Origin of the sequence: Paraburkholderia sp. WC7.3g (genome assembly GCF_050436345.1) — a bacterium.
Taxonomy (GTDB): Bacteria; Pseudomonadota; Gammaproteobacteria; order Burkholderiales; family Burkholderiaceae; genus Paraburkholderia; species Paraburkholderia podalyriae.
Genome location: NZ_JBNDMA010000001.1, coordinates 2342723 through 2367722, shown reverse-complemented (window position 1 = coordinate 2367722; position 25000 = coordinate 2342723). Strand labels below are relative to the sequence as shown.

Here is a 25000-nt window from a genome sequence, read left to right as displayed (position 1 = left end):
CGTACCTGGGCAAAGCTGAAGCGTCGCATGTCATGCTGGCTGACCATTGAATGGGAGGCTCGCGTGAGGACGTCCGGGATGATCACCATGACGATGACCGAGCTGGACCGGTTGAAAGTGGTACAGGCTGTTTGCGAGCGACGTCTGAAGCCGGGCCAGGCAGCGGACCCCCTTGCGTTGAGCGTCCGTCAGGTTGAACGTCTGGTGCTGCGCTATCGCAGCCAGGGCGCGTCGGGGCTGCTGTCGCGACATCGTGGGCACCCGAGCAACTATCAGCTGGCCGATGGCGTGGCTGAACGGGCGTTGAATCTGATCCGGGACTGCTACGCGGATTTTGGGCCGACGCTGGCGTGCGAGAAGCTGCGCGAATGTCACGGGCTGGGGCTGTCCAAGGAAACGGTGCGTCACCTGACGACGGAGGCCGGGCTGTGGATTCCACGCCGGCAGCGGCCGCCGAAGATCTACCAGCCGCGTGCCCGGCGCGCGTGCCTCGGTGAACTGATCCAGATCGATGGCAGCGATCATCGCTGGTTCGAGGAACGGTCCGCGGCGTGCACGCTGCTGTGTGTACATCGACGATGCGACCAGCCGGCTGATGGCGCTGCACTTCACGGCGACCGAATCGACCTTCAGCTATTTCGAGGCAACGCGCGGCTATCTGGAGCAGCACGGCTCAAAACCTCGTCAAAGAGATAACAAGGACACAAACCGCGACACTTCTACTTTGCTGCCGCTACGACGTTTCAGAATGGCCTCGACATCGACAAGGAAGATTTCGAATTCGACCCATTATTTCCGCATTTTGCCGAACTCGCGCACACATCGTCGCAGCCGCAGCCGTTTCAAATTCCTCCAACGATATTTAACAAATTCGACTGGGGAATCGACTTAAGATTCGATGACCTCGCTCAATCGCCCGAGCATCTTGTGTACGCTGGCGCACATTGCTGGAGGCTCGTAAAGCATATTTTTCATTACGGTCGCAGAGCAATAAACGAATGGAAATTTGGGCGATGGACACCCTGACAGACGTGCGTGGGCATATTCTTTCCAGGCGGATTCGAATCGGCAGAAATGTTGCTTTGAAGTCTTTTGATGACGTGATTCCACTGGAGACGATCGCCGAAATCAACGAGTTCATCGACCACCTGTTCGGCGACACGCCAGAGCGTTCGCAGTCCGGCGCGAGAATCGCCGACCTGCTGCGTCGCGGTCTAGCCTTTCGCGAACTCGAGCAGGCGATCTGCGCGAATACGCGCGCGATGGCCGCGAAAATTGGCCATACAGATTTACCGACCGAGGCGTTCCCCGTGCTGCGCTGTGCCAGCAACACCTCGCTGGCGGAGAGCCATTGCCGCCATTACGACTCGCACCTGCTGACGCTGCTGATTCCGCTTCAGCTCGCGCCCGACGGGGTTCACAACGGCGACCTGGTGATGTACCGCAAGCCGCGCCTGTCGGTGACCACGCTGACCAACGTGATCTGCAAGATCCGCCACGGCTTCCTGCACAGCCTGCCGCTCAGCTGGCGCACCTGGCATACCTTGCATGATCTGCGTGTCGGTCACTGCAGGCGCATTCGGGTCAAACCCGGCAGCGTTTACGAATTCAACGGCTTCGCACTTCAGCATGCGAACCTCGACGTGCGAAACGGCCAGCGGCGCACCCTGTTGATTCACTACTACGACCCAGGCCACTCGCTCGGTCTGAGCACCGTGCTGCGGCGCGGGCGCATCGGCTGAGGCCTGCCTCGCAATCCTCGAGTCGCCGACGATTCACCGCCGATTCCGCAAGCGCGCAAATGCGACGCCGCGGCACGCCCGATGCCGTGCAAACCCGCGACGGTGCTGCCGCATCGCCACCCACAAAGCATGCGGATTTCACGGCCGTTGCCGTGCGCGGCAACGGATGTTTTGGTCGTGCTCCACGAGCCGCTAGCAGTCGAGCCGGTTCGCGCCTGATCACCATTTGAAAGGGACGACTCATCATTGGCCGCTACCGGTTACATGGCACGCAAAACCATTGCCGATATCGTCGGCCAGCGCGGACGTCGAACTTTAAATAGCGGCATTGTTGAATCGTAATTGACATGTGATTGACAATTGCCATTCAACATGTGTGTCGTCTGCGAGCGGAAAGCCACCGGTCATGCCCGCCCGATCCGCCACTTGCCCGCTGCGACGCCACTCCACGCGACACGACCAAGAATAAATTGACAAGCCATCTAGACACGGTAGCATCGACGGAAATCTTTTCCGCGCGTTAACGCGCCCACACGTTTTCAATAGTTAATTCGACCGCAAACCGTTAAAGCTTTCACCGATCTCACGCGCAAAAAAGACTGCCTTGATCAAAGGAGTTTCTCTTGCTTCGCTCCGCACTCCGCCTGCGTAGTCGTGCCATATCGCTGTTGATCACCGGTTTGCCGCTTCTGCTTGCCGCCTGCAACGACCGCCAGCAGGCCCCCACCGCCGCGTCGATGCCGCCGCTCCCCGTGCTCGTCGAAACGGTTTCCACCACCCCTGTCGCTGATGTCGTCGAGTTGCCGGGTCGTATCGAGGCCGTGCGTACCGCCGAGATTCGCGCGCGCGTCGATGGCATCGTCGAGCGCACGCTGTATCAGGAAGGCACGGACCTGCGGGCCAACGCCCCGCTGTTCCAGATCGACGCGAGCGACTATCGCGCGCAGTTGCAGCAGGCGCAGGCCGCGCTCGCGCGCGCGACCGCTGTGCGTGACAACGCGGCGTCGGTAGTCGACCGGTTCAAGCCGCTGGTCGGCCGTCATGCGGTCAGCGCGCAGGAATACGACGCCGCGCTCGCGACGGTGCAGCAGGCGCAGGCCAGCGTGGCCGATGCGCAGGCGGCCGTTTCGCTCGCGCAGCTGCGGCTCGATCGCTGCATCGTGCGCACGCCGATCGCCGGGCGTGCGGGCCGCGCACTCGTCACCGAAGGCGCGCTCGTCAGCGCGGGCGCGGCCACGCTGCTCACCCAGGTCAACCAGCTGACGCCGATCAACGCGGTGTTCACGCAGTCGAATACCGCGATGCTCGATGTCGAACAGCAGATCCAGTCAGGCACTCGCAAGCCGACCAGCATGAAGCATGTCGAGGTGCAGCTGATCCTCGCCAACGGCCAGGTCTACAACGAGCGCGGCTTTCTGGACTTCGCCGACCTCGTTGTCGATCCGTCCACCGGCACGCAGACGGTGCGCGCGCAGTTCGCGAATCCGGACCGCACGCTGTTGCCGGGGCAGTTCGTGCGCGGGCGCATCATCGCGGCGGGCAATCTGCAGGGCATCCGCATTCCCGAGCGCGCGGTGCAGCTCGATCACGGCATCGCGAGCGTCGCGCTGGTTGCCGACGACGGCACCGTGGTCCGCCGCAACATCGATCTCGGCGAGCAGGGCGAAGGACGCTGGACCGTGCGCGATGGCCTGAAGCCTGGCGAGCGCCTGATCGTCGATGGATGGCAGAAGGTGCAGCCGGGTCAGCGTGTCGACGCGCGGCCCGCGCCCGAGGCGTCGCCAACGGCACACTCGGCCGCGTCGCCCGTTGCCGCTTCCGCTGCGCACTGACGGGCTCGCCGATGAATCGATTCTTCGTCGCCAGGCCGGTTTTCGCGTGGGTCATCGCCCTCTTCACGGTGCTGTTCGGCGCGATCGCGCTTGCGCTGTTGCCGGTCGAGCAGTACCCCGACGTCGCTCCGCCGTCGCTGAGCATCAGCGCGGCCTTTAGCGGCGCGGACGCGAGCACGCTCGAGCGTACCGTCACGTCGATCGTCGAAGACGAGATGAACGGCATCGAAAACTTTCTCTACATGTCGTCGGTGAGTCGCGCGAACGGCTCGATGCAGATCACCGTGGTACTGAAGCCCGGCACCAATCTCGACATTGCGCGCACCCAGGTGCAAGACCGTCTGAGTCGCGTCGAACCACGCTTGCCGCTCGAAGTCCGTCAGGTCGGCGTGCGCGTCACGAAGGCGTCGTCGGGCTTTCTGATGCTGCTGGCGTTGCAGGCGACCGACGACACCACCAGCGCCGTTGCGATGGGCAACTTCGCGTCGAACAACATCGTCAACGAGCTGCGCCGTATCGACGGCGTCGGCGACGTGCAGCTGTTTGGCTCGTCGTACGCGATGCGGATCTGGCTCGATCCGCGCAAGCTCGCGGGTTTCGGCCTGTCGGCAAGCGAGGTGCTGCAGGCGATCCAGGAGCAGAACAGCCAGACCGCGGGCGGCGGCCTCGGCGATCAGCCGATCGCGCCGGGCGCCGAATTCACCGCGCAGATCGTCACGCAAAGCCGCTTCTCGACGCCCGAGCAGTTCCGCGACATCATCGTGCGCGCGAATCCGGATGGCTCGACCGTGCGTGTGGGTGACGTCGCGCGCGTCGAACTCGGTAACGACAGCTACGGCAATCGGCTCAGCGTCAACGGCAAGGCGTCGGCCGGCATCGCGATCCAGCTCGCGAGCGGCGCGAACGCGCTCGCGGTCGCCAGCGCGGTGCGCCAGCGCATGGCCGAATTGCGGCCGACCTTCCCGCGCGGCGTCACGTGGACCGTGCCGTTCGACACCACGCCGTTCATCACGACCTCGGTGCACGGCGTGATCCGCACGATGATCGAGGCGCTGCTGCTCGTGACCGTCGTGGTGTTCCTGTTCCTGCAGGACTGGCGCGCGACCGTGATTCCGACGATCGTCGTGCCGATCGCGCTGATCGGCACCTGCGCGGGGCTGTATCTGTTCGGGCTGTCGATCAACATTCTGTCGCTGTTCGGCATGGTGGTCGCAATCGGTATCCTCAACGACGACGCCATCGTCGTCGTCGAAAACGTCGCGCGCATCATGCGCGAGGAAGGGCTCAGCGCGCCGCGCGCAACGGTAAAGGCGATCGGGCAGATTGCGGGCGCGGCGATCGCGAGTACGTTGGTGCTAGTCGCGGTGTTCATTCCGATGGCTTTTTTTCCGGGCTCGACGGGCGGCATCTACCGGCAGTTTTCGGTGACGCTCGCGGTGTCGATCCTGCTGTCGACGCTGCTGGCGTTGACACTCGGCGCGGCGTTGTGCGCGGCGCTGTTGCGCAGCGAGGCAGCGGCCAACGAGCGGCCGAAGAATCCGGCGGCGCGTCTACTGCACCGCGTGTTCGACGCCTTCAATCCCGGGCTCGATGCGGGCACCACCCGTTATATCGGCGGCGTCGATGCGATGTTGCGCTCGCCGCTGCGCTGGCTGCTGGTGTTCGTCGCGGCCTGCGCGATCACCGCATTTTTCTTCGCGCGGCTACCGACCGGCTTTCTGCCAACCGAGGACCAGGGGCACATCTTCATCACGTACACCGGCGCGCCGGGTTCGACCGAACAGCGCACGCAGCGCGCGATCGACCAGGTCGAGGCGTTTCTGCGGCAGCAGCCGCAGGTGCGCAACGTCGCGTCGGTGACGGGCTTCAGCTTCTTTGGCCAGGGGCAATCGGCGGCACTGTCGTTCGTCGATCTGAAGCCGTGGGACGAACGCTCGGGCGATGCCGATTCGGCGAGCGCGTTGGTGCGGCGCGCGAATGCCGCGTTCCGGCAGATTCCCGAGGCGATCATTTTTGCGCTCGATCCGCCGGCGATTCCGTCGCTCGGCAACGCGACCGGCTTCACGATCAAGATCCAGGATCGCAGTGGCGTCGGTGGCGAAGCGCTGCAGCAGGCCGCGCGGCGCATGATGATCGAAGCATCGCAAAGCCCTCTCCTCGCGGGCGTGCGCGCCGAGGGCATGCCGGAGGCGCCGCAGCTTTATGTCGAGATCGATCGCGTGAAGGCACGCGCGCTCGGCCTGCAGATCGGCCAGGTCAACCAGGCGCTCGCGCTGACGTTCGGTTCGAACTACGTGAACGACTTCGTGTTCGAGGGCAACGTGCTGCGGGTATTGTTGCAGGCGGATGCCGAGCAACGGATGCGCGCCGAGGACGTGACCTCGCTGCGCTTGCGCAATAGCCGCGGCGAGATGGTGCCGTTCTCGGCGTTCACGCGCGTGCGCTGGATTTCCGGGCCGCAGCAACTCGAACGCTATAACGGCTTTCCGTCCGCGACGCTGTCCGGCCAGGCCGCGCCCGGCCGTTCGAGCGGCGCGGCGATCGCCGAGATGGAGCGCATCGCGTCGCACGTGCTGACCGGCAACCTGACCTACGAATGGACCGGCACCGCGCTCGAGGAAAAACAGGCGAGCGGCCAGATCGGCATGCTGCTAGGGCTGTCGCTGGTGGTCGTGTTCCTGTTGCTCGCGGCGCTGTACGAGAGCTGGGCGATTCCGGTGGCGGTGTTGCTGATCATCCCGTTCGGCGTGATCGGCGCGGTGTTGCTGACGATGCTGCGTGGGCTGTCCGCGGACGTGTACTTCAATATCGGCCTCGTGACGATCATCGGCCTTGCCGCGAAGAACGCGATTCTGATCGTCGAGTTCGCGATCAAGGAAGAGTCCGAAGGCAAAAACGCGCTGGCCGCCGCAAAAAGCGGCGCACAGCAGCGTCTTCGCCCTATTCTGATGACCAGCGTCACATTCGTGCTGGGTATGCTGCCGCTCGTGCTCGCAACCGGCGCGGGCGCCGCGAGCCGGCGCGCGGTCGGCACCGGCGTAATGGGCAGCATGCTGACCGCGACGCTGTTCGGCGTCTTCTTTACGCCGTTGTTCTATGTGGCCGCGCGCCGCTGGCTGAGTCGCAACAAACGCAGCATCGATCTCGACGATGACGATCGGCCGACGGCTACGCCTCGCGAATTGGGTGGAGGTCAGCGCGATGCGTAAGAGCTTTCGTCAGAGCCTGCTGCCCCTCCTCTGCTGCTCGCTCGCCGCCTGCAATTTCGCACCGAAGTATCAGCAGCCGCAACTGCCGATCGCCGATCACTTCGACACGACGGAGACCGCCAATCCGGCCAACGCGCATCTGGCAAGCGAAGTCGACTGGCAGACCTTCTTCGCCGATCCGCGACTGAAGCTGCTGATCGACGCGGCGCTCGAGCACAACCGCGATCTGGCGGCGTCGATTGCGCGCATCGAGCAGGCGCGCGCGTTCTATCGCATCCAGAACGCCGCGCGTCTACCGCAGGTCAATGCGAACGCGGGCGCGACCCGCACGAAGGCGCCGCTCGGCTCGATCGATCCCGAGTTCGACAACACGGATATCTCGGTCCAGTTCAACCAGTACAACGTTCAGGCTGCGGTCACGTCGTTCGAACTCGACTTCTGGGGACGCGTGCGCAACACCAGCGAAGCGGCGCGGCGCCGGTATCTGGCGAGCGCCGAGGCGCAGCGCGCGTTCCGTTTGTCGTTGATCGGCAATGTCGCGTCGAACTACTACGCGATCCGCTCGGGCGAAGAAGGCATCGAGCTTGCGCAACAGACGCTCGACAGTCGCCGCTACGCGCTGGAAGTCGCGAAGCTGCGGCTCGACGCGGGCGTCACATCGTGGGTCGATTACGACCAGGCCGCGATTCTGGTCACGCAGGCGCAGACGCAGCTGGCGGAACTGCAACGGACCACCGCGCAGCAGCGCCATCTGCTCGAGGTGCTGATCGGCGGGCCGCTTGGCGAGGCGCTACCGCACGCGCCGCCGATCGCGGACGCCGCACAGTTCGGCGAGCTCGATGCGGGCTTGCCGTCCGCATTGCTGATCGACCGGCCGGACATCCGGCAGGCCGAGCAGCAGCTGCGCGCGGCCAATGCCGACATCGGCGCCGCGCGCGCGGACTTCTTTCCGCGCATCGCGCTGACCGGCAGCTTCGGTTATGTATCGCCGGAACTCGGTGATCTGTTCGTGCCGGCCAAGCAGGCGTGGTCGTTCGGCGCGCTGGTCGGTATGCCGATCTTTGATGCGGGACAGCGCCAGGCACAGCTGGCGCAGGCGCGCGCGCGACGCGACGAGATGGTCGCCGATTATCAGCGCACGGTGCAGAACGCGTTTCGTGAGGTGTCCGATGCATTGGTCGCACGGCAACGCTACAAGGAGCAGATCGCTGCACAAGAGCAGGCGGTGCAGGCGCAGCGGCAACTCGCCGAAACGGCGGAGCTGCGCTACGAAAACGGAATCTCGATTTATCTCGAGGTGGTGGATGCGCGACGCAATCAGTTTGCCGCCGAGCAGCAACTGATCCAGCTTCGGGCGACGGCGTTGCAGAATGGCGTATCGCTTTATGTCGCGCTGGGAGGCGGACCCGACGAGCCGCGCGACGTATCGCAACGCACGTCTCACGCGGATGGGGTCCAGCCGTCCAACTGAGGCACGCGCGCTACCTGAGCGCGCCGTGCCCACCGCCGGCTTTGCACCGGCGGGCCCAACCGATCAGCCCAGCGTCACGTTGACCGACGCTTCTTCACCATCGCGTACGACGGTGACGGACACGCTATCGTCCGCCTGAGCGATCATGCGGCGCAACTGCTCTACGCCGTGAATCACCTTGCCGTCGACGGCAATGATGACGTCGCCCGCCTGAATGCCGGCTTCGGCGGCCGGACCGGTGGCCTGCTGCACCACCACGCCGCCCGGCAGCTGCGCTTGCTGCTGTTCGTCCTGGGTCAGCGCGCGGACGGCGACGCCGAGACGCGGACGGTTTTGCTGCTGCGGCTGTTGCTGCTGCTCCTCGCGCGGCGCGGCCGATGCCACGTCCGACGCTTGCTGCGCGCCCACCGCCACTGACAGCTTGCGTTCGCCGCCGTTGCGCCACACGCTGATCGTCGCTGCGCTGCCCGGCGACAGCTGCGCGACCTGACCGATCAATTCTGTCGTACTGCCGATATGCTTGCCGTTCACACCGACGATCACGTCGCCCTGGCGCAGACCGGCTGCTTGCGCGGGGCCGTTGGGATCGACCGAGCCCACCAGTGCGCCGCCCGCCGAGTTGAGACCGAGTGCCTTCGCCTTGTCCGCGCTAAGCGGCTGCACAGCCACGCCGATGCGGCCGCGGCTCACGTGACCGGTGCTCACGAGCTGGTCTTTCACGTGCATCGCCGCGTCGATCGGAATCGCGAACGACAGGCCCTGAAAGCCGCCGGTGCGGGAGTAGATCATCGAGTTGATGCCGATCACTTCGCCGTTCAGGTTGAACAGCGGGCCGCCCGAGTTACCCGGATTGACCGGCACGTCGGTCTGGATGAACGGGATCGGGCTATCGTCGGAGAACGAGCGCGATTTCGCGCTGATGATGCCCGAGGTCACCGTGCTGTCGAAGCCATACGGCGAGCCGATTGCCACGACCCATTCGCCGACCTTGCTGCTGTCCGGATTGCCGATCTTCACGGTCGGCAGATTGGTCGCGTCGATCTTGACCACGGCGACGTCGGTGGCCTTGTCCTTGCCGATCACGCGGGCGCGGAATTCTCGGCCGTCGGTGAGCTTCACGCTCACGCTGGTCGCGCCGTCGACGACGTGATTGTTGGTCAGGATGAAGCCGTCCTGGCTGATGATGAAGCCCGAGCCGAGCGCTTCGCCGCCGCTTTTGCGTTGACCGTTTTCGTCGACCGATGCGGCTTCTTTGACGCCGATGTGCACGACCGCCGGGCCATAACGCGTCACGATGCCGGAGAAGTCCGGGGCCGACGTGCGCGAGCCGACGATATCCGACGCCGCATGCGGCGACGACGTCGGGCCCTGCGCGTCGCTCACGGACGCATCGGCATTGCGTTGGCTGAGCGCATACGCGCCGCCGATTGCGAGGACAACGCAGATCGCAGCGCTACCGCGCCAATACTTTTTGGTGATCATAGTCAGGGAGTTTTGCCGAGGGTTACGTGGTGGGTGCGTAATGTAGTGGCCTCCACTTAAAGGAGGCTTAAAGATGGTGTTCGATCAGATTGCGCGCGCAAGCCTTGATTTAGGGGCTATTTGCGTGTCGAGCCGCTGCTTGCGGCATGCCGCACGATCGCGGCGCGGCTCGGCCGGCGAGCGGGAGATAGCCGACGATATAGTGCGGCTTCGCGGCCGCGCCCGTCGATAAACTGCTATTCTTGCTGTCGCGCGGCCGCAGTGGCCGCCCGCCGCGTGCAAGCGGCAGACCCCGACAGCCTCCCGGCGGCGCTCAAGCGCCCGACTACGCAAAGACAGGAATACGCATGTTCGGTTTTCTGCGCGGCTACTTTTCCAACGACCTCGCGATCGACCTCGGCACGTCGAACACGCTGATCTACATGCGTGGCAAGGGCATCGTGCTAGATGAGCCCTCGGTCGTGTCGATCCGTCAGGAAGGCGGCCCGAACGGCAAGAAGATCATCCTCGCCGTCGGCCGCGAAGCGAAGCAGATGCTCGGCAAGGTGCCGGGCAACATCGAGGCGATCCGCCCGATGAAAGACGGCGTGATCGCCGATTTCAACATCACCCAGCAGATGATCAAGCGCTTCATCCAGATGGCGCACGAGTCGCGGCTGTTTGCTCCATCGCCGCGCATCATCATCTGCGTGCCGTGCGGTTCGACCCAGGTCGAGCGCCGCGCGATCAAGGAGGCGGCGCATAGCGCGGGCGCCTCGCAGGTCTATCTGATCGAGGAGCCGATGGCCGCGGCAACGGGCGCCGGCCTGCCGGTGTCCGACGCAACCGGCTCGATGGTCGTCGATATCGGCGGCGGCACGACCGAAGTCGGCGTGATCTCGCTCGGCGGGATCGTGTACAAAGGCTCGGTGCGCGTCGGCGGCGACAAGTTCGACGACGCGATCGTCAACTACATTCGCCGCAACTACGGCATGCTGATCGGCGAACAAACCGCCGAGGCGATCAAGAAGGAAATCGGCTCCGCCTTTCCGGGCTCCGAGGTCATGGAGATGGAAGTCAAAGGTCGCAACATGTCCGAGGGCATTCCACGCAGCTTCACGGTGTCGAGCAACGAAATCCTCGAAGCGCTGACCGATCCGCTGAACCAGATCGTGTCGTCGGTGAAGATCGCACTGGAACAGACGCCACCGGAACTCGGCGCCGACATCGCCGAGCGCGGCATCATGCTCGCGGGCGGCGGCGCGCTGCTGCGCGACCTCGACCGCCTGCTCGCCGAGGAAACCGGCTTGCCGGTGTTCGTCGCCGAGGCGCCGCTCACCTGCGTCGTACGCGGCTCGGGCATGGCGCTGGAGCGGATCGAGAAGTTCGGCAGCTCGTTTTCCTACGATTGATGCGCGTGCCGAACGCTGAACGATGACGACCCTGCCCGCCTACGAGCCGCCCGTCGACGAAACCGAGTTGCTGTTGAAATGGATTCGCCGCGCACGCGAATCGCAGATGAGTCATTACGACATGGCGGATCTGCTGTCGGCGCGCGAGCGCCGCATGGGGTGGCTCGTGACCGCGCTGACCGCGTTCGTCGGCACGGCGGTGTTCGCCTCGCTGAGCGCGCCGCCGGTGTCGATCGGGATGCGGATTGTCGTTGGGCTCGTCAGCGTGGCGGCGGCGATGTCGGCCGCGTTGCAGACGTTCCTGCGCTATGCGGAGCGTGCCGAGAAGCATCGCGCGGCCGGTGCGCGCTATGGTGCGGTGCGCCGGCGGCTCGAAGCGGTGTTTGCCGGCGACGCCGATGCTCGCGAAACGCACTACCTGAGCGCGATCCGTACCGAACTCGACCGGCTCGCCGAGGACTCGCCGAACGTGCCACCGCGGATCTTCTATCGCACGCAGCGCACGTTGCTGGCGGACAGGCCGCGTCGGCGGGATGCGTGAAACAGGCGGTCGGATTTTCGTTTCCGGTTCAGATCACAAATCGTCCGCGCTGATACCCAGCTCCGTCGCCATGCGCCGCACGACAGTCTGCAGCCGGGTCACTTCATCGGCGAGACGCTTTTGCTCGGCCTTCAGCGCCTCGAATGCGGACGGCGGCACGCTGTCGTCCTCGGCGATCGCGGACTGCGCGGCTTCGCTGATGCTGAACTCCCCGCACAACAGATGCATCCAGCGAGGCTCGCGCTCGCCCGCCATGCGCGGCAGCCGGATCACGCGGGGCGGATCGTTCGCGGCAAGCTCGTCCAGGAACGCCTCGACCGACGAAATATCGGCGAAGCCATGCAGGCGCGCGCTGTTCAGGCGCAATTCGGCGGCCGTTTGCGGGCCACGCAGCAGCAGCGTGGTCAAGAGCGCGATCGATTGTCCCGGCAGCCCGAGCACGCGGTTCATGTTGTGCTCGAAGCGCGGCACCCGGCTGCTGCTGCCCTCGAACACGAGGCTCAGGCGTTTCAATCCATCGACGGCGCTCAGCACCTCGGCCTCGGTCGCGTTGAGCACCGGCGCGCGGCCGGTCTTCTGATTGCAACCGAGCGTCAGCGCGTTCAGCGACAACGGATAACTGTCAGGCACCGTGTGCTGCTTTTCGACGAGCACGCCGAGAACACGTCCTTCGAGCGTGGTCAGCGCGCGCGGCGAGGGTCGGGAAGGAGCGTCGGGAGTCGAATTCATGGGGATGCGAGGTCTCGTGGAAGATGCGCGCGCCGTTCACGGCTCGACAGCGCGTTTTGTCAGGTAGTCATCATGATAAACGTGGCGGAACGAATCGTGAGCATACCCGCGATCGCGCGGCGGTCGCGGCGAAGCGCGGGCAAAGCGCGCACGCGGGCAAAACCCGCCACATCTGCTAGTGTGAGTGGATCAGCATTCTGTTTCGTGGAGCGTCCATGCGGTCCGCAAGCTCGAGATCGAGCGAATCTCCCCGCCTGACCGACGCGCAGATCGCCGCCGAAGCGACGCGCCGACTCGCGTGGGACTCGGCCGTCCCGCCGCACGCCGTGTGCGTGAAAGTCGCGCGGGGGCGCATCACGCTGTCGGGCGAGCTTCAGCGCGAAGCACAGCGCGCCGCGATGCTCGAAGACGTGACGCGGCTGTTCGGCGTCACGGCGATCGCGGACCGGACCGTCGTCCGAACGCCCTAACGTGGATCAGGCGGCTCAGACGGACCGGGCCGAGCCCTCGCCCGCTTGCAGCAATGCCCGGCAATGCCGCGCGATCTGCCGTTCCTCCTCGGTGTGCAGCACCCTCACCTTGCCCGTCGGATCGTTTTCGACGAGCCCCACGAGCGCGAGCCCATCGCACACGCGTCGCCGCACCTCGGCGCTGTGCTCGCCGATCCCGCCAGTGAAAACCAGCAGATCGATGCCGCCAAGCAGGGCCGCGTATCCGCCGGTCGTCTTGCGCAGCGCGCTCGCAAAGGCATCGAGCGCGAGCGACGCCTGCGCGTCGCCAGTCGTCGCGCGAGTTTCAAGCGCTTGCATGTCGCTTTCGCCGTCCGCGTAACCAGCCAGACCGCTGTGGCGATTGAGCAGCGTTTCGAGCGCATCGGCGTCGAGCCGTTCCGTGCGCATCAGATACAGCAGCACGCCCGGATCGAGGTCGCCGCACCGCGTGCCCATCGGAATGCCGCCGGTCGGCGTCAAGCCCATCGACGTATCGACCGATCGCCCATCGAGCAGCGCGCACACGCTCGAGCCGTTGCCCAGATGCGCGAACACCGCGCGCGACGGCAACGCCGCCCCGATCTGCGTGACCAGCGATTCGTACGACAGCCCGTGAAAGCCATACCGGATCACGCCCGCGTCCGCGTAACGGCGCGGTATCGCGAGTTGCGCGGCGCGCGGCGGCAGCGTCGCATGAAACGCGGTGTCGAAGCAGGCGAAATGCGCGGCGTCGCCGAAAATCTGCGTGGCTTCGTCGATCAGCGCGAGTGCTGGCGGAATATGCAGCGGCGCGAAGTGCAGCGCGTCGTGCCACTGACGGCGCACGTCGCCGGTGATGCGCTGGTGCGTGCGCAGATGCGGGCCGCCATGCACGACGCGGTGCCCGACCGCACAGGGGCGCGCATGATGCTGTTGCACGAGCACCTGCGACAGCTTCTGCAGCGCGTCGGACTGCGATTCGAGCTTGCGCTGCTGCTGCAACAGCACGCGGCCATCGGCCGCCTTAATCCGCAGGCGGCCGTCGTCGCGGCCGATGCCCTCGGCCGCCCCTTCGAGCAGCAGCTGTTCGTCGTCGGCCGAGTGCGCGAAAAGCCCGAACTTCAGCGACGACGAGCCGCTATTCAGCACCAGAATCTTCCGTTCCTGATCGTGATCGTGCATGGCGCGTCCTCGCTCAGCCTTTCCACGTCCAGTCGCGGATTTCCTCCCTGTCGATCCCTTCCGAGTGAGCGTACGCGAGATGCTCGATGATCTGCCCGCGCAGCCACTCCTTCGTATGATCGCCAACGCCGCGTAGCGTTGACACCCGGTCGATCGCATCGATCGCAAGCGTGAATCGGTCGATCCCGTTGATGATCGCGAGTTCGAGCGGCGTATTGATGTTGCCCTTCTCGCGATAGCCGTGGACGTGAATATTTTCGTGATTCTTGCGGTTATACGTGAGCTTGTGCACGAGCGATGCATACGAGTGGAAGTTGAAGATCACCGGTTTGCTGGTCGTAAACAACGAATCGAAGTCGCGGTTGGACAGTCCATGCGGATGCGCATGCTCGGGCATCAGGCGGAACAGATCGACCACGTTGACGAAGCGGATCTTCAGCGTCGGGAAATGCTCCTTCAGGATCTGCACGGCGGCGAGCGCTTCCATCGTCGCGATGTCGCCCGCGCACGCGATCACGACGTCCGGCTCGACGCCCTGATCGGTCGATGCCCAGTCCCAGATGCCGATGCCCTTCGTGCAATGCGTGACGGCCGCATCCATGTCCAGGTAGTTCAGATGCGGCTGCTTGTCGGACACGATCACGTTCACGTAGTCGCGCGAGCGCAGGCAGTGATCGGCGACGCTGAGCAGACAGTTCGCGTCGGGCGGCAGATAGATCCGCACGACGTCCGGACTCTTGTTCGTGACCACGTCGAGAAATCCGGGGTCCTGGTGCGTGAAGCCGTTGTGGTCCTGGCGCCACACGATCGACGTGATCAGCAGATTAATCGACGGCACCGGCTGCCGCCAGCCAAGATCGCGCTTGGCTTTTTCGAGCCACTTCGCGTGCTGGTTGAACATCGAGTCGATCACGTGCACGAACGCCTCGTAGGTCGCGAAGAGTCCGTGGCGACCGGTCAGCACATAGCCTTCGAACCAGCCTTCGAGCGTGTGCTCGCTGAGCATTTCCATCACGCGGCCATCGGGCGACAGGTCGCCGCCGTCGGCGTCGCTCGCTTCGAGCCCGGCGACCCAGGTCTTGCCCGATGCCTGATAAACCGCGTGCAGCTTGTTGCTCGCGGTTTCGTCGGGACCGAACAACCGGAAATTCGACATGTTGTTGCGCATCACGTCGCGCAGGAACGTGCCGAGCACCGCCGTCGGCGACGTATAGTCCGCTGCCGGTTTCTTCACGGCCACCGCGTAATCGCGAAACGGCGGCATATCGAGCATCTTGCACATCAGCCCGCCGTTCGCGTGCGGATTGGCGCTGATGCGGCGCGCGCCTTCGGGCGCAAGCGCCCGCAGTTCCTCGACGAGCCGGCCGTTCGCGTCGAACAGCGTGTCGGGGCCGTAGCTGCGCAGCCACTCCTCGACGATTTTCAGACTCTTGCGATTGGTCACCGCATCGGCCACCGGCACCTGATGCGAGCGCCACGATCCTTCGACCTTGTGACCGTCGACTTCCTTCGGCCCGGTCCAGCCTTTCGGCGAGCGCAGCACGATCATCGGCCAGCGCGGCCGCGTCGCGTCATTGTTCTGCCGCGCATGTTGCTGGATCGCTCGAATTTCACCGATGCATTGTTCGAGCGCCGCAGCCATCTGTTGATGCATCGTGGCCGGATCGTCGCCTTCGACGAAATACGGCTTATGGCCGTAGCCGATCATCAATGCTTCGAGTTCTTCACGCGGAATGCGCGCGAGCAGCGTCGGATTGGCGATCTTGTAGCCGTTCAGATGCAGCACCGGCAGCACCGCGCCGTCGCGGATCGGGTTAAGGAATTTGTTCGAATGCCACGAGGTGGCGAGCGGGCCGGTTTCCGCTTCGCCATCGCCGATCATCACGGTGACGATCAGCTCCGGATTGTCGAACGCGGCGCCGTAGCCATGCGACAGGCAGTAGCCGAGTTCGCCGCCTTCATGAATCGAGCCCGGCGTTTCCGGCGTGCAATGCGAACCGATGCCGCCCGGGAACGAGAATAGCCGGAAAAAGCGCTGCATGCCTGCTTCGTCCTCGCTGCGATCCGGATAAATCTCCGAGTAATGACCTTCCAGGTAACAGTGCGCGAGGCTCGCGGGCGCACCGTGACCGGGACCGGACAGATAGATCACGTCGAGATCGAGTTTGCGGATCAGCCGGTTCAGATGCACGAGCACGAAGCTCTGTCCGGCGTCGGAGCCCCAATGGCCGAGCAGCCGGTTCTTGATGTGCTCGGGCTTCAGCGCTTGGCGCAGCAGCGGATTGTCGCGCAGATAGATCATGCCGACCGACAGGTAATTGCACGCGCGCCAGTAGCGATCCATATTGCGCAGCGTGTCTTGGTCCAGCACTTGCGGCGGGGTGGGTTGCGAGGTTGCTTCGGCCATGGCGTCACTCCTCGAAAACGACTGTCAAGCGGGTTGGCGGATGATGCGGTAGTGGATGAGTGATGGGCTCGCACGAATCGGCAGAGGATGATTCGATGCAATCGAAACGAAGCCGTGGTGCGCGAGTCGAATGTACTAAGCTGCTCAAACGGTGGCGAATGCCTGCTACCTGTCACAGTATGTCGCGCCGAACGTGGCATTCGCACTGCATTCGCGTTGCGCGACCTGCTTTCCTTTGGGGTTCCTTTGTCTCAGGTCAATGGCCGTTATGTCGACATCTCCCAGTGCGATCAAAGTGCTCGTGGTCCTGGTCCTTACGTTCGTGGTGCTGTGCGTGGCGGTCGCCATCCCGATTGGTGTGTTCGGGCTGCTGGTCAAGCTGTTCGGCCACGGCTAGCGCAGCGGCGCCCGGCGCAGCGGCGCCCACTAGTTGCCCTTCGCGCTACGCAACAGGGTTTGCACATCGATCTCCGCCAACTCGCCGATCCGCCCGAGCGTCACGTCCGCGGGTGGATTGCTCGCGATTTCCTTCGGATCGAACGCATAGTGCCCTTGGCGCGGGAACACCGTCGTCAGCTCCGCGCCCCAAGCCTTCTTCATCGCGCTCAGAATCCGCAGCTTGTCGTCGACCATCACGTAATGGCGCGCCGGATAGCACTCCATCACCTGATCGAGCATCAGCTCCTTGTGGATGTAGATCAGCACGCGCCCGTCGACTTCGTCCCACAGGCCCGAGCGCGAAATCTTGCGCGGCTGGAACACGACGTCGCCATCCGACAGGATCACCGTCGGCCCGTGTTTGCCGACATGCCGCAGCGCGTCCAGCGCGCCCGGATAAAGCCGGTTCGCAAACGGATACTCGATCAGGAACGACGACATCAACAGCAGGCGCGTGTCGCGGGGATGCTCGGTCCGGTAGCGTTGCAGCGCGCCGAGGTAATCGGCGTAGCCGAGTTCGGCGCGCAGGTTCTCGAAGATTTCCCAGTAGCGCGCACTGTTCTCTTCGCCGAACTGGCCCATCATGTGCGCGCGCAGATCCTGCAACACGTGATCGTTGTCGAGCAGCGTGTTGTCGCAATCGAACAGAAATACGACGTCGTGCGGCGTAGCGGAAGTGACTGGCATCGCGGCTCCTGGTGGCGGTTCGCGGGACGGTTCGCCGGATCGGCGTGATAGCGGACTCGTGAACGGCTCGGCTACTTCAGCCCGCCGTCCGGGGCGACAGGTTTTTCCGCGTGGCCGCCGAAATCGTGCCGCATCGCCGATAGCACGCGGTTCGCGAAATCGGCTTCGCCGCGCGAACTGAAACGCGCGAACAGCGCCGCGCTCAGCACCGGCGTCGGCACGCCTTCGTCGATGGCCGCCGCGACGGTCCAGCGCCCTTCGCCCGAATCCGACACGCGGCCCGCGTAGCCTTTCAGTTCGGTGTCGCTTGCAAGCGAGCCGGCGATCAGGTCGAGCAGCCACGAGCCGATCACACTGCCGCGCCGCCATACTTCGGTGATATCCGCGAGATTCAGATCGTACTGATACAGCTCGGGGCGGCGCAGCGGCGACGTCTCGGCGTCGGCTTCGCGCGCGTGCCGACCGGCGTCGGCGTGGCGCAGCACGTTCAGACCCTCGGCATAAGCGGCCATCAGGCCATACTCGATGCCGTTATGGACCATCTTGACGAAATGCCCCGCGCCCTGCGGGCCGCAATGCAGGAAGCCCTGCCCGGCGGTGCTGGCGCCCGCCGCGCGGCCCGGTGTCGCGCTCGCCGTACCCTCGCCCGGCGCTAATGTCGAGAAGATCGGTTCGAGCCGTTTGACGATCTCGGCATCCCCACCGATCATCAGGCAGTAACCGCGCTCGCGCCCCGCGACGCCGCCGCTCGTGCCGACGTCCGCATAGTGAAGCTGGCGCGCACCGAGTTGCTGGCCGCGGCGAATGTCGTCGTGATAGTAGGAGTTGCCGCCATCGATCACGACGTCGCCCGGCTCCAGCAGCGGCACGAGCTTGTCGAGCGTCGCGTCGACCACGGCCGCGGGCACCATGAGCCAAACGGCGCGCGGCTTGTCGAGCTTCGCGACGAGATCTTCGAGCGAGCTCGCGCCGGCCACGCCTTCCTGTTTGAGCCTGTCGACCGCCGCCGGCTGCACGTCGTAGACGATGCATTGCTGAGCGCCCTTCGACAGGCGCCGCACCATGTCGGCACCCATCCGTCCCAATCCGATCATGCCTAGCTGCATGGCTCGCTCCGAAAGATGCTGCGTTGCGCTGTGAGATTTTCTGGTCGTCGTGTTGTGCGGCGGCGTGGCTGCCCTTAAGCATAGGCGCTGTGTCGCGAGGAACGCCGAATGTGTCGAACGAAGCCGCACTTTTTTGCAGAGGCGCGGCGCGGCTCAAAGCTCCGGGCGGCTGGAGGCGCGGCGCATCCGCTCGAACGCGAATGCGCCGGCGCCCCCGTCATTCGCCGCGCTCGGGCACGCGTACGCCGCGGCGCGCGGCCAGCTTCAGGTATTGCGCAGCCGCGAAGCGCGTGAACGCGCGCCACATCAGCGGGTAGCGATAGCCGGGCACCGCGAACAGCACGAGCGCGCACAGCGCCAGCAGCCCGCAGAACAGGAACGTGCCGCGATAGCTGAACGCCTGCACGAGCAGCCCCGACAGTACGCCCGACAGGATCGAGCCGACCCGCGCTGCATTGAAGAACAGCGCGGTCGCGCGTCCGGGCGAATGCGGCATCAGATCCTGCACATAGGTCATGCCGAGGCACGAGGTTACGGCGACCACGAAGGCGTTCAACATCTGCATCGGGATCAGCATGCTGACGGTGCCCGCCAGCGACATCGCGACGAAGTACACCGCATGCACGGCCGCGCAGGCGGCAAGCCAGTTCGGCTTGTGCAGCGAAGAGGACTTCGCGCCGAGCGCGAGCATCATCGGGATTTCGGTCAGCGCGCCGAGGCCGAGCATCACCGACACATCGAGATGCGTGCCGTTCAGGCCGTGCACGATGTACAGCGGCAGCACGATCATCGTCGCGTTCGCGGCGAGGCCGAGCAAGGTCAGCGCGGTCACCGAGCGCAGGATGTCGTTCGCAGACGCGACCGGCAGTGTTTCGTGCGCGTCCTCGCCGGGCTGCCTCAGCGGTGGCACCGTGATCGACGCGGACGGCTCCGCCGCGGTGTCCTCGACCGTGTGGTCACCGAGATGGCTGCGCGGCTCCTGCATGCGCCAGACGATGAAGCCGCAGGTCGCGAAGCTCGCGGCCGCGAACAGGAACAGCCCGGTGAAGCTCGTGGCGGCGAGCACCAGCGCGCCGACCGACGGCCCGAACACCCATGCGGCCGACAGGATCGTGCGCAGCGTCGCGCTCGCGAACACCCGCTCGGCGGGGTCCGGCACCGGCAGCGCCGCGCGGCTGAACGAGAACACCATCGAGATCGCCGAGCCGCCCGCGCCGATGAACACGATGCCGACCACGAGCAGCAGCCGGTAATCGCGCACCACGCACAGACTCAGGTAGCCGAGCGCGGCCGCGATGAGCGCCGCCAGCAATAACGGTCGATGCCGCCCGCTCCTGTCGCTCCAGCGCCCGGCGAGCGTACTCGCGAGCACGCCGCTCGCGGCGATCAGCGTCATGAACACGCCGAGCCGGAACGGCGTCATGCCGGCGCGTTCGATGCCGAACAGAGACAGATACGGTGCGGTGAAGGACATCGCCACACCGAGCATCAGCGTGGCGGCGGCGAGCGGCTTGAAGCCATGAATGCGAAGCAGGTCGAAAAAGCGCGCAGTTTTCAACACGGGGACGGTGGGTCAGGTGGGGCGAGCCGCGATGCGCAACAATGCGCTCGAAGGCACGATTGGCGCCGCAGGTTCGGGGCCGGAACGACCGGGGCATTATCGACCCGGAGCGCGGCCCGCGTAAACCCGCGAAGCGCTGTCCCAATTCCGTGGGACGCGCGCTGGTGCATCGGGCTGCTCCCGCCGTGCTGTGGCGATGCGTGCCGTTAGCGGCAAGCTGATCGCGCGCTCGCTGCTACTTGCCCTCAGTTGCGCGCATTTGCTGCGCCTGCGCCTTGTAGTCGTAGGTCGGATAGAACTCAGTGTGGTAGCCGCCCCAAGCAGTCGATTCGATCGCGCGGTTCACTTCGCGCAGCCGGCTCGCGGGCACGCGCAGCGTCACGACCTGACCGATGCCCATCATCACGTACCACGAAACGACTTCGATGCCGGGCGGCGGGAAGGTCTTGAAGAAGCCCTGCGCGCGCAGCTGATCGTTGATCTTCGGCAGCGGCTTCGATTCGTCGTGGCGCAGGAAGATGGTCAGCAGGAAGGTGTCGTCGGCGGGGGCGGAGGCTGGCGTGGCTGCGGTGGCGGCAACCGTGTCGGGGGCTGGCGCCGCATCGGCGCCGTGGGCGAGCGGCGCAATCGCCAGCATGACCAACGACACGGCCAGGGCGACCCCAGGCACGCCGCGGCGCGCGGCGCCGCGCATCGGGAAACGATTACCGGAGAGACCAGGGACTGCCGATGCAATGAGCATGAAACGCCTCCATGACGAATTGAACTCGCCCTCGATCACACGCCTGCGCGGAGCAATCCTCGCTCCAGCGCGAGCGCATCACACCGCGACGTAGCCGCGCTGTTCGAGCGTCCAGCGGTGCCACCGGTTGCCATATGCGCCGCACGCGAACGCGAACATGATCGACAGCACGAAGCCGATCAGATCGGCCGTCTCGCCCCACAAACCGATGCCGAGCAGGATTACGTTGATGCCGAGCATCACGAACGCGGCGAACCACATTCTCTTGGACAGCGCCCAGATAAAGCCCAGCAGGCAGGCGCCCCAGCTAAAGCCGGTGGCGACCGCGATAGCGTCCTTGTGCTGCGGATGTTGCAGAAAGATTCGTGCATTCATTTTTTGCGAGGTTCCGTGCGCGAGGTTTGGTGCGCGGGGTTTCGTGGATGACGCGGCGCGTCGATCGGTCGAGCGAGCGCGCACCGCTTTTTAACATGCCGCGGCGACACTGCGCGCATCGACGGCCCAAAGCCGTCTCGCTGACGATCCGCGGCATAGCTGCTACCCTTGGCAGATCATCATCATGAGCGAAGCAGGCATGACCTCCCCGACCGCTTATTCCACGAAAGCCCCGACGCGCGCCGAGCTCGACTCCCTGCCCGGCGTCACAGTCGTCGAGTTCGGCACCGACTGGTGCGGCTATTGCCAGGGCGCGCAGGCATCGATCCGGCAGGCGCTCGCGCCGCACGCGGGCCTGCGGCATCTGAAGATCGAAGACGGCCCCGGCCGCCCGCTCGGCCGCTCGTTCAAAATCAAGCTGTGGCCGACGCTCGTGCTGATGCGCGATGGCGCCGAGCTCGCGCGCGTGGTGCGGCCGCGCGGCGTCGAGGATATCGAGGATGCGTTCGCGTCGCTCTGAGAGTCGACATCCGTCATGCGCCAGGCTATCCATCATTTGATCATCCAGGCCCGCGGGCGCGGCCTCGTCGAATTTACCGACGACGCGCGCCGCTTCGTCGACGATACGGGCATCCGTACCGGTCTGCTCACGCTGTTTTGCCGGCACACGTCGGCGTCGCTGCTGATTCAGGAGAATGCCGATCCGTCGGTGCGACGCGATCTGGAGCGCTACTTCGAGACCCTCGCGCCCGAAGACGCCGCGCGCTACGAGCACGACACCGAGGGCCCCGACGACATGCCCGCGCATTTGCGCACTGCGCTCACGCAGACGCAACTGTCGGTGCCCGTCGAGCACGGCAGGATGGTGCTCGGCGCATGGCAGGGACTGTATCTGTTCGAACATCGGCGTCACCCGCAGCCGCGCGATATCGTGTTGCATCTGCTCGGCGAATGAAGTCCGCTATCGCATTCACGCGTCACGCAAAGGAAGCTGTACCGCATCGAACGGAGCCTACCCAACGGAGCACACGTCATGGACACCCGTAGCGAACTGCAAGCCACCGTCAAAGCGATGGTTCAACCGGGCAAAGGTCTTCTCGCCGCCGACGAAAGCGGCCCGACCATCGCCAAACGCTTCAAGACGATCGGCGTCGAATCGACCGAGGAAAACCGCCGTGCCTATCGCAACCTGCTGCTGACGACGCCCGGTCTCGGCGAGTTCGTCAGTGGCGTCATCCTCTACGAGGAAACGCTCGGCCAGAAAGCCGACGACGGCACGCCGTTCCCGCGAGTGGCCGCGGCGAACGGCGTCGTGCCCGGCATCAAGGTCGACCTCGGCAAGGTGCCGCTCGCGCTCGCTCCCGGCGACGAGATCACCGAAGGCCTCGACGGCCTCGCCAAACGCTTCGTCGATTACAAACGGCAAGGCGCGCGCTTCGCGAAGTGGCGCGCGGTCTACAACATCACGTCGAGCCTGCCGAGCCGCCTCGCGATAGAAGCGAACGCCGATTCGCTCGCGCGCTACGCGGCGATCAGCCAGGAAGCCGGCATCGTGCCGATCGTCGAGCCCGAGGTGCTGATGGATGGCGATCACACGATCGAGCGTTGCGCGGAAGTCACCGAGGCGGTGTTGCACGAGGTGTTTCATGCACTGCATCGGCATCGCGTGGTGCTCGAACATATCTTGCTGAAGCCGAGCATGGTGCTGCCCGGCTCCGAGCATCAGCAGCAGTCGAGCACGGCGCATATCGCGGCGGCAAGCGTGCGCGTGCTCAAGCGAACGGTGCCTTCGGCGGTGCCCGGTCTCGTGTTCCTGTCGGGTGGACAGTCGCCCGAGGAGGCGACCGCCAATCTCGACGCGATGAACCGGCTCGGCGCGCTGCCGTGGAATCTGAGTTTTTCGTACGGGCGCGCGTTGCAGGAGCCGCCGTTGCAGGCGTGGCGCGGTCAGCCGGGCAACGTGAAGGAAGCGCAGCAGGCGTTGCTCAAGCGCGCGCGCCTGAATGGCGCGGCCGCGCTCGGCAAGTATGACGCGGCGATGGAAAAGGATTGAACCCGCGCGCGGGCGCAGGTACCCGGGAGCAACGGTCAAAGGCTTCCGGGTTAGAACCCGTCCGCGCACAAAATCCACGCTGCCCATATCACGGCGCTTGTGACTTCGCGTTCGGTCACGATAAAGACCACGGATCAACCTTGCCGCCCTCGATGACAAAGTGCTTTGCCTCGGAGGTTGGGTCAAAAAAGCGCCAGTCTTCCTGATCAGGTGCGCTGTTCGGTGTAATGACAAGCCGCAATCCACCGGACAATAAAATGACCGCGCCACCTTCTTCGCTTCCCGATACGCTCTTCACGATTGCCGGGCCCTGCTTAACCAGCAAATCGTCGATGCGCTGCGCCGAACCGTGTGCTTTTTCGTCGGGCCCGAAAAGATCGTCTTGCGTCGCAATAGCAGTGCCAGCCTGTTCTATATTCCAGTTGCATTGAACGTGTAACGACCACTCCCCAACGTGCCTGAGCGCACCTTTGAAACTGGCTACCGGTCGTAGCGAGCCAAACTGCATCGTAAGTGTGCCTGCTGCATGGTGTACCGCACTTATCGACAGTCCTTCAATCGCTGACAGGCGGCGCTCAATCTCTTCTCGTGTGTTGATCATTCGATAATCCCGGTGTTTGTTGGCCGCGTTACCACAAGTTGAACATATCTTTCGCGCGTTCCATTATTTCGTGATAGCCGAGACCGCGACCGCCAATCTCCCGATGAAGCTGCTGGGCCTGATTTTTGTTGAGGCCCAAGGCAGTTGCGACATCACGAGTCTGCCTGTTTTGCGCCTGATTATTACCCGGCATTCCCTCGCCGCCCGCCAGTACATCAACGACGCCGCTTACCGGGTCGGGTATGTACTCGAACGGCTTTGCATTGGCAAGATCCTGCGGCACGCGCGAGCTGTTGCTATAAAGAAGCTTTGCCATGTCCGCGTCGGCTGGCTGTTGTGTGCACGCGTGCGCTGGCTTGGCACCCTTTTCGCGCTGCTCGCGTATTGCATGCACACACTTGCGCATATCCTCCCGTTCCGGCACAAAGAGCAGCGCGCCGCTCTGCACTTCGTTGTAAAGGGCCGTGGCAACCTCATGGTCGTCCATCCTGCGCATCTCGAATCGGTTGTCGCTTCGGCCAAGCACGTCGCGCAACTCGTACGACTGGAGGGACAGCAGCATTGAGAGTGCGTGTCGCAGCCACGCTGCGCGCGCTTCCTCCATGCCTTGCGCCAGGTCGTCGCTTCTCGCGCGGGGTGCTCCGGCGTGCAGCGCAAAATGAAACCACCGGTCCGCGTCAAACATGCGGGGCGATTGAATGTGAAGGTAGATCGATTTGCGAACGCTCTGCCAGAAGAAGTGTCCGTAGCGTCTTTCTCGGACGTCGAGGTGAGAACCGGGAAAAAGTGAAGTCATCGTGCCTTACAATCAATTGACGAGGCCCGATTGTGCAACAAGACACCATCTCATAAAACCCCTGTCCCGCTGCCGACAGCACCGCACGCCGGCGGGAACTGCTGCCCACAAAAAAACGGCCGGCGCCGACGCGCCGGACGATGCCCGACGCGCGGCGTCAGCCGCCCTACTGCCTGACTACGCTG

The 25000-nt window shown here is 64.7% G+C and carries 22 protein-coding genes and 1 pseudogene; 12 read left to right on the top strand and 11 right to left on the bottom strand.

The window, feature by feature from the left end; translation table 11 throughout:
• Positions 1–87: 87 nt before the first annotated feature.
• From OKW43_RS10930 to OKW43_RS10910, 5 genes and pseudogenes are all read left to right on the top strand, one after another.
• Positions 88–673 (top strand): annotated as a pseudogene (locus tag OKW43_RS10930) (helix-turn-helix domain-containing protein); the annotation flags it as partial.
• A 271-nt stretch (positions 674–944) separates the two neighbouring features.
• The gene (locus tag OKW43_RS10925) at positions 945–1742 is read left to right on the top strand and encodes a hypothetical protein (protein WP_429447143.1); all 798 of its coding nucleotides are present in this window, start codon (positions 945–947) and stop codon (positions 1740–1742) included.
• Positions 1743–2365: 623 nt separating this feature from the next.
• Complete coding sequence (locus OKW43_RS10920) at positions 2366–3574, top strand: efflux RND transporter periplasmic adaptor subunit (protein ID WP_187634261.1); 1209 nt, start codon at positions 2366–2368, stop codon at positions 3572–3574.
• 11 nt (positions 3575–3585) lie between these two features.
• The gene (locus tag OKW43_RS10915; RefSeq protein WP_429447142.1) at positions 3586–6783 is read left to right on the top strand and encodes a multidrug efflux RND transporter permease subunit; all 3198 of its coding nucleotides are present in this window, start codon (positions 3586–3588) and stop codon (positions 6781–6783) included.
• Positions 6776–8254: an efflux transporter outer membrane subunit gene (locus OKW43_RS10910; protein ID WP_187634259.1), complete on the top strand. Its 1479-nt coding sequence runs from the start codon at positions 6776–6778 to the stop codon at positions 8252–8254. The genes OKW43_RS10915 and OKW43_RS10910 overlap by 8 nt, the downstream gene beginning before the upstream one ends.
• 63 nt (positions 8255–8317) lie before the next feature.
• On the opposite strand, the gene OKW43_RS10905 is transcribed toward OKW43_RS10910, so the two are convergent.
• Positions 8318–9736: a trypsin-like peptidase domain-containing protein gene (locus tag OKW43_RS10905; protein WP_187634258.1), complete on the bottom strand. Its 1419-nt coding sequence runs from the start codon at positions 9734–9736 to the stop codon at positions 8318–8320.
• Between the two features lie 347 nt (positions 9737–10083).
• Here OKW43_RS10905 and OKW43_RS10900 point away from each other — a divergent pair, with 347 nt between their 5' ends.
• Both OKW43_RS10900 and OKW43_RS10895 read left to right on the top strand, forming a co-directional pair.
• Positions 10084–11127, top strand: a complete 1044-nt coding sequence (locus OKW43_RS10900) for a rod shape-determining protein (RefSeq protein ID WP_187634257.1) — start codon at positions 10084–10086, stop codon at positions 11125–11127.
• A 22-nt stretch (positions 11128–11149) separates the two neighbouring features.
• The gene (locus OKW43_RS10895) at positions 11150–11668 is read left to right on the top strand and encodes an SLATT domain-containing protein (RefSeq protein WP_429447139.1); all 519 of its coding nucleotides are present in this window, start codon (positions 11150–11152) and stop codon (positions 11666–11668) included.
• 33 nt (positions 11669–11701) lie between these two features.
• On the opposite strand, the gene OKW43_RS10890 is transcribed toward OKW43_RS10895, so the two are convergent.
• Positions 11702–12397, bottom strand: coding sequence for a YceH family protein (locus OKW43_RS10890; protein WP_429447137.1), 696 nt, complete (start codon positions 12395–12397; stop codon positions 11702–11704).
• Between the two features lie 215 nt (positions 12398–12612).
• Here OKW43_RS10890 and OKW43_RS10885 point away from each other — a divergent pair, with 215 nt between their 5' ends.
• Positions 12613–12867, top strand: a complete 255-nt coding sequence (locus OKW43_RS10885; RefSeq protein ID WP_187634255.1) for a BON domain-containing protein — start codon at positions 12613–12615, stop codon at positions 12865–12867.
• A gap of 15 nt (positions 12868–12882) precedes the next feature.
• Here OKW43_RS10885 and OKW43_RS10880 read toward each other — a convergent pair whose 3' ends face one another.
• Positions 12883–14049, bottom strand: a complete 1167-nt coding sequence (locus tag OKW43_RS10880) for an acetate/propionate family kinase (protein WP_429447135.1) — start codon at positions 14047–14049, stop codon at positions 12883–12885.
• Between the two features lie 13 nt (positions 14050–14062).
• Complete coding sequence (locus OKW43_RS10875; protein WP_429447133.1) at positions 14063–16456, bottom strand: phosphoketolase family protein; 2394 nt, start codon at positions 16454–16456, stop codon at positions 14063–14065.
• Between the two features lie 268 nt (positions 16457–16724).
• Between OKW43_RS10875 and OKW43_RS10870 the strand changes: the two genes are divergently transcribed.
• On the top strand, positions 16725–16853 hold the full coding sequence (locus OKW43_RS10870; RefSeq protein WP_429447131.1) for a hypothetical protein: 129 nt from the start codon (positions 16725–16727) through the stop codon (positions 16851–16853).
• A 29-nt stretch (positions 16854–16882) separates the two neighbouring features.
• On the opposite strand, the gene OKW43_RS10865 is transcribed toward OKW43_RS10870, so the two are convergent.
• The 5 genes from OKW43_RS10865 to OKW43_RS10845 form a co-directional block, all read right to left on the bottom strand.
• Positions 16883–17581, bottom strand: a complete 699-nt coding sequence (locus tag OKW43_RS10865) for an HAD family hydrolase (protein WP_429447129.1) — start codon at positions 17579–17581, stop codon at positions 16883–16885.
• 71 nt (positions 17582–17652) lie between these two features.
• Complete coding sequence (gnd, locus tag OKW43_RS10860) at positions 17653–18687, bottom strand: phosphogluconate dehydrogenase (NAD(+)-dependent, decarboxylating) (RefSeq protein WP_429447127.1); 1035 nt, start codon at positions 18685–18687, stop codon at positions 17653–17655.
• A gap of 217 nt (positions 18688–18904) precedes the next feature.
• Entirely contained in the window at positions 18905–20248 is a 1344-nt protein-coding gene (locus OKW43_RS10855) for a sugar efflux transporter (protein WP_429447125.1), read from the bottom strand.
• Positions 20249–20483: 235 nt separating this feature from the next.
• Positions 20484–20990: a hypothetical protein gene (locus OKW43_RS10850; protein ID WP_429447123.1), complete on the bottom strand. Its 507-nt coding sequence runs from the start codon at positions 20988–20990 to the stop codon at positions 20484–20486.
• Between the two features lie 78 nt (positions 20991–21068).
• Complete coding sequence (locus OKW43_RS10845; protein WP_187634249.1) at positions 21069–21365, bottom strand: DUF2628 domain-containing protein; 297 nt, start codon at positions 21363–21365, stop codon at positions 21069–21071.
• Between the two features lie 199 nt (positions 21366–21564).
• On the opposite strand from OKW43_RS10845, the gene OKW43_RS10840 reads away from it, so the two are divergent.
• The 3 genes from OKW43_RS10840 (at position 21565) to OKW43_RS10830 (ending at position 23418) form a co-directional block, all read left to right on the top strand.
• A complete protein-coding gene (locus tag OKW43_RS10840; RefSeq protein ID WP_187634248.1) occupies positions 21565–21885 on the top strand; it encodes a thioredoxin family protein in 321 nt (106 codons plus the stop codon).
• Positions 21886–21900: 15 nt separating this feature from the next.
• Complete coding sequence (locus tag OKW43_RS10835; RefSeq protein ID WP_187634247.1) at positions 21901–22320, top strand: secondary thiamine-phosphate synthase enzyme YjbQ; 420 nt, start codon at positions 21901–21903, stop codon at positions 22318–22320.
• Positions 22321–22398: 78 nt separating this feature from the next.
• Complete coding sequence (locus OKW43_RS10830) at positions 22399–23418, top strand: class I fructose-bisphosphate aldolase (protein WP_187634246.1); 1020 nt, start codon at positions 22399–22401, stop codon at positions 23416–23418.
• A 115-nt stretch (positions 23419–23533) separates the two neighbouring features.
• Here the strand turns inward: OKW43_RS10830 and OKW43_RS10825 are convergent, their stop codons facing one another.
• On the bottom strand, positions 23534–24019 hold the full coding sequence (locus tag OKW43_RS10825) for a hypothetical protein (RefSeq protein ID WP_187634245.1): 486 nt from the start codon (positions 24017–24019) through the stop codon (positions 23534–23536).
• A gap of 28 nt (positions 24020–24047) precedes the next feature.
• Positions 24048–24815, bottom strand: coding sequence for a hypothetical protein (locus OKW43_RS10820; RefSeq protein WP_429447119.1), 768 nt, complete (start codon positions 24813–24815; stop codon positions 24048–24050).
• Positions 24816–25000 lie beyond the last annotated feature (185 nt).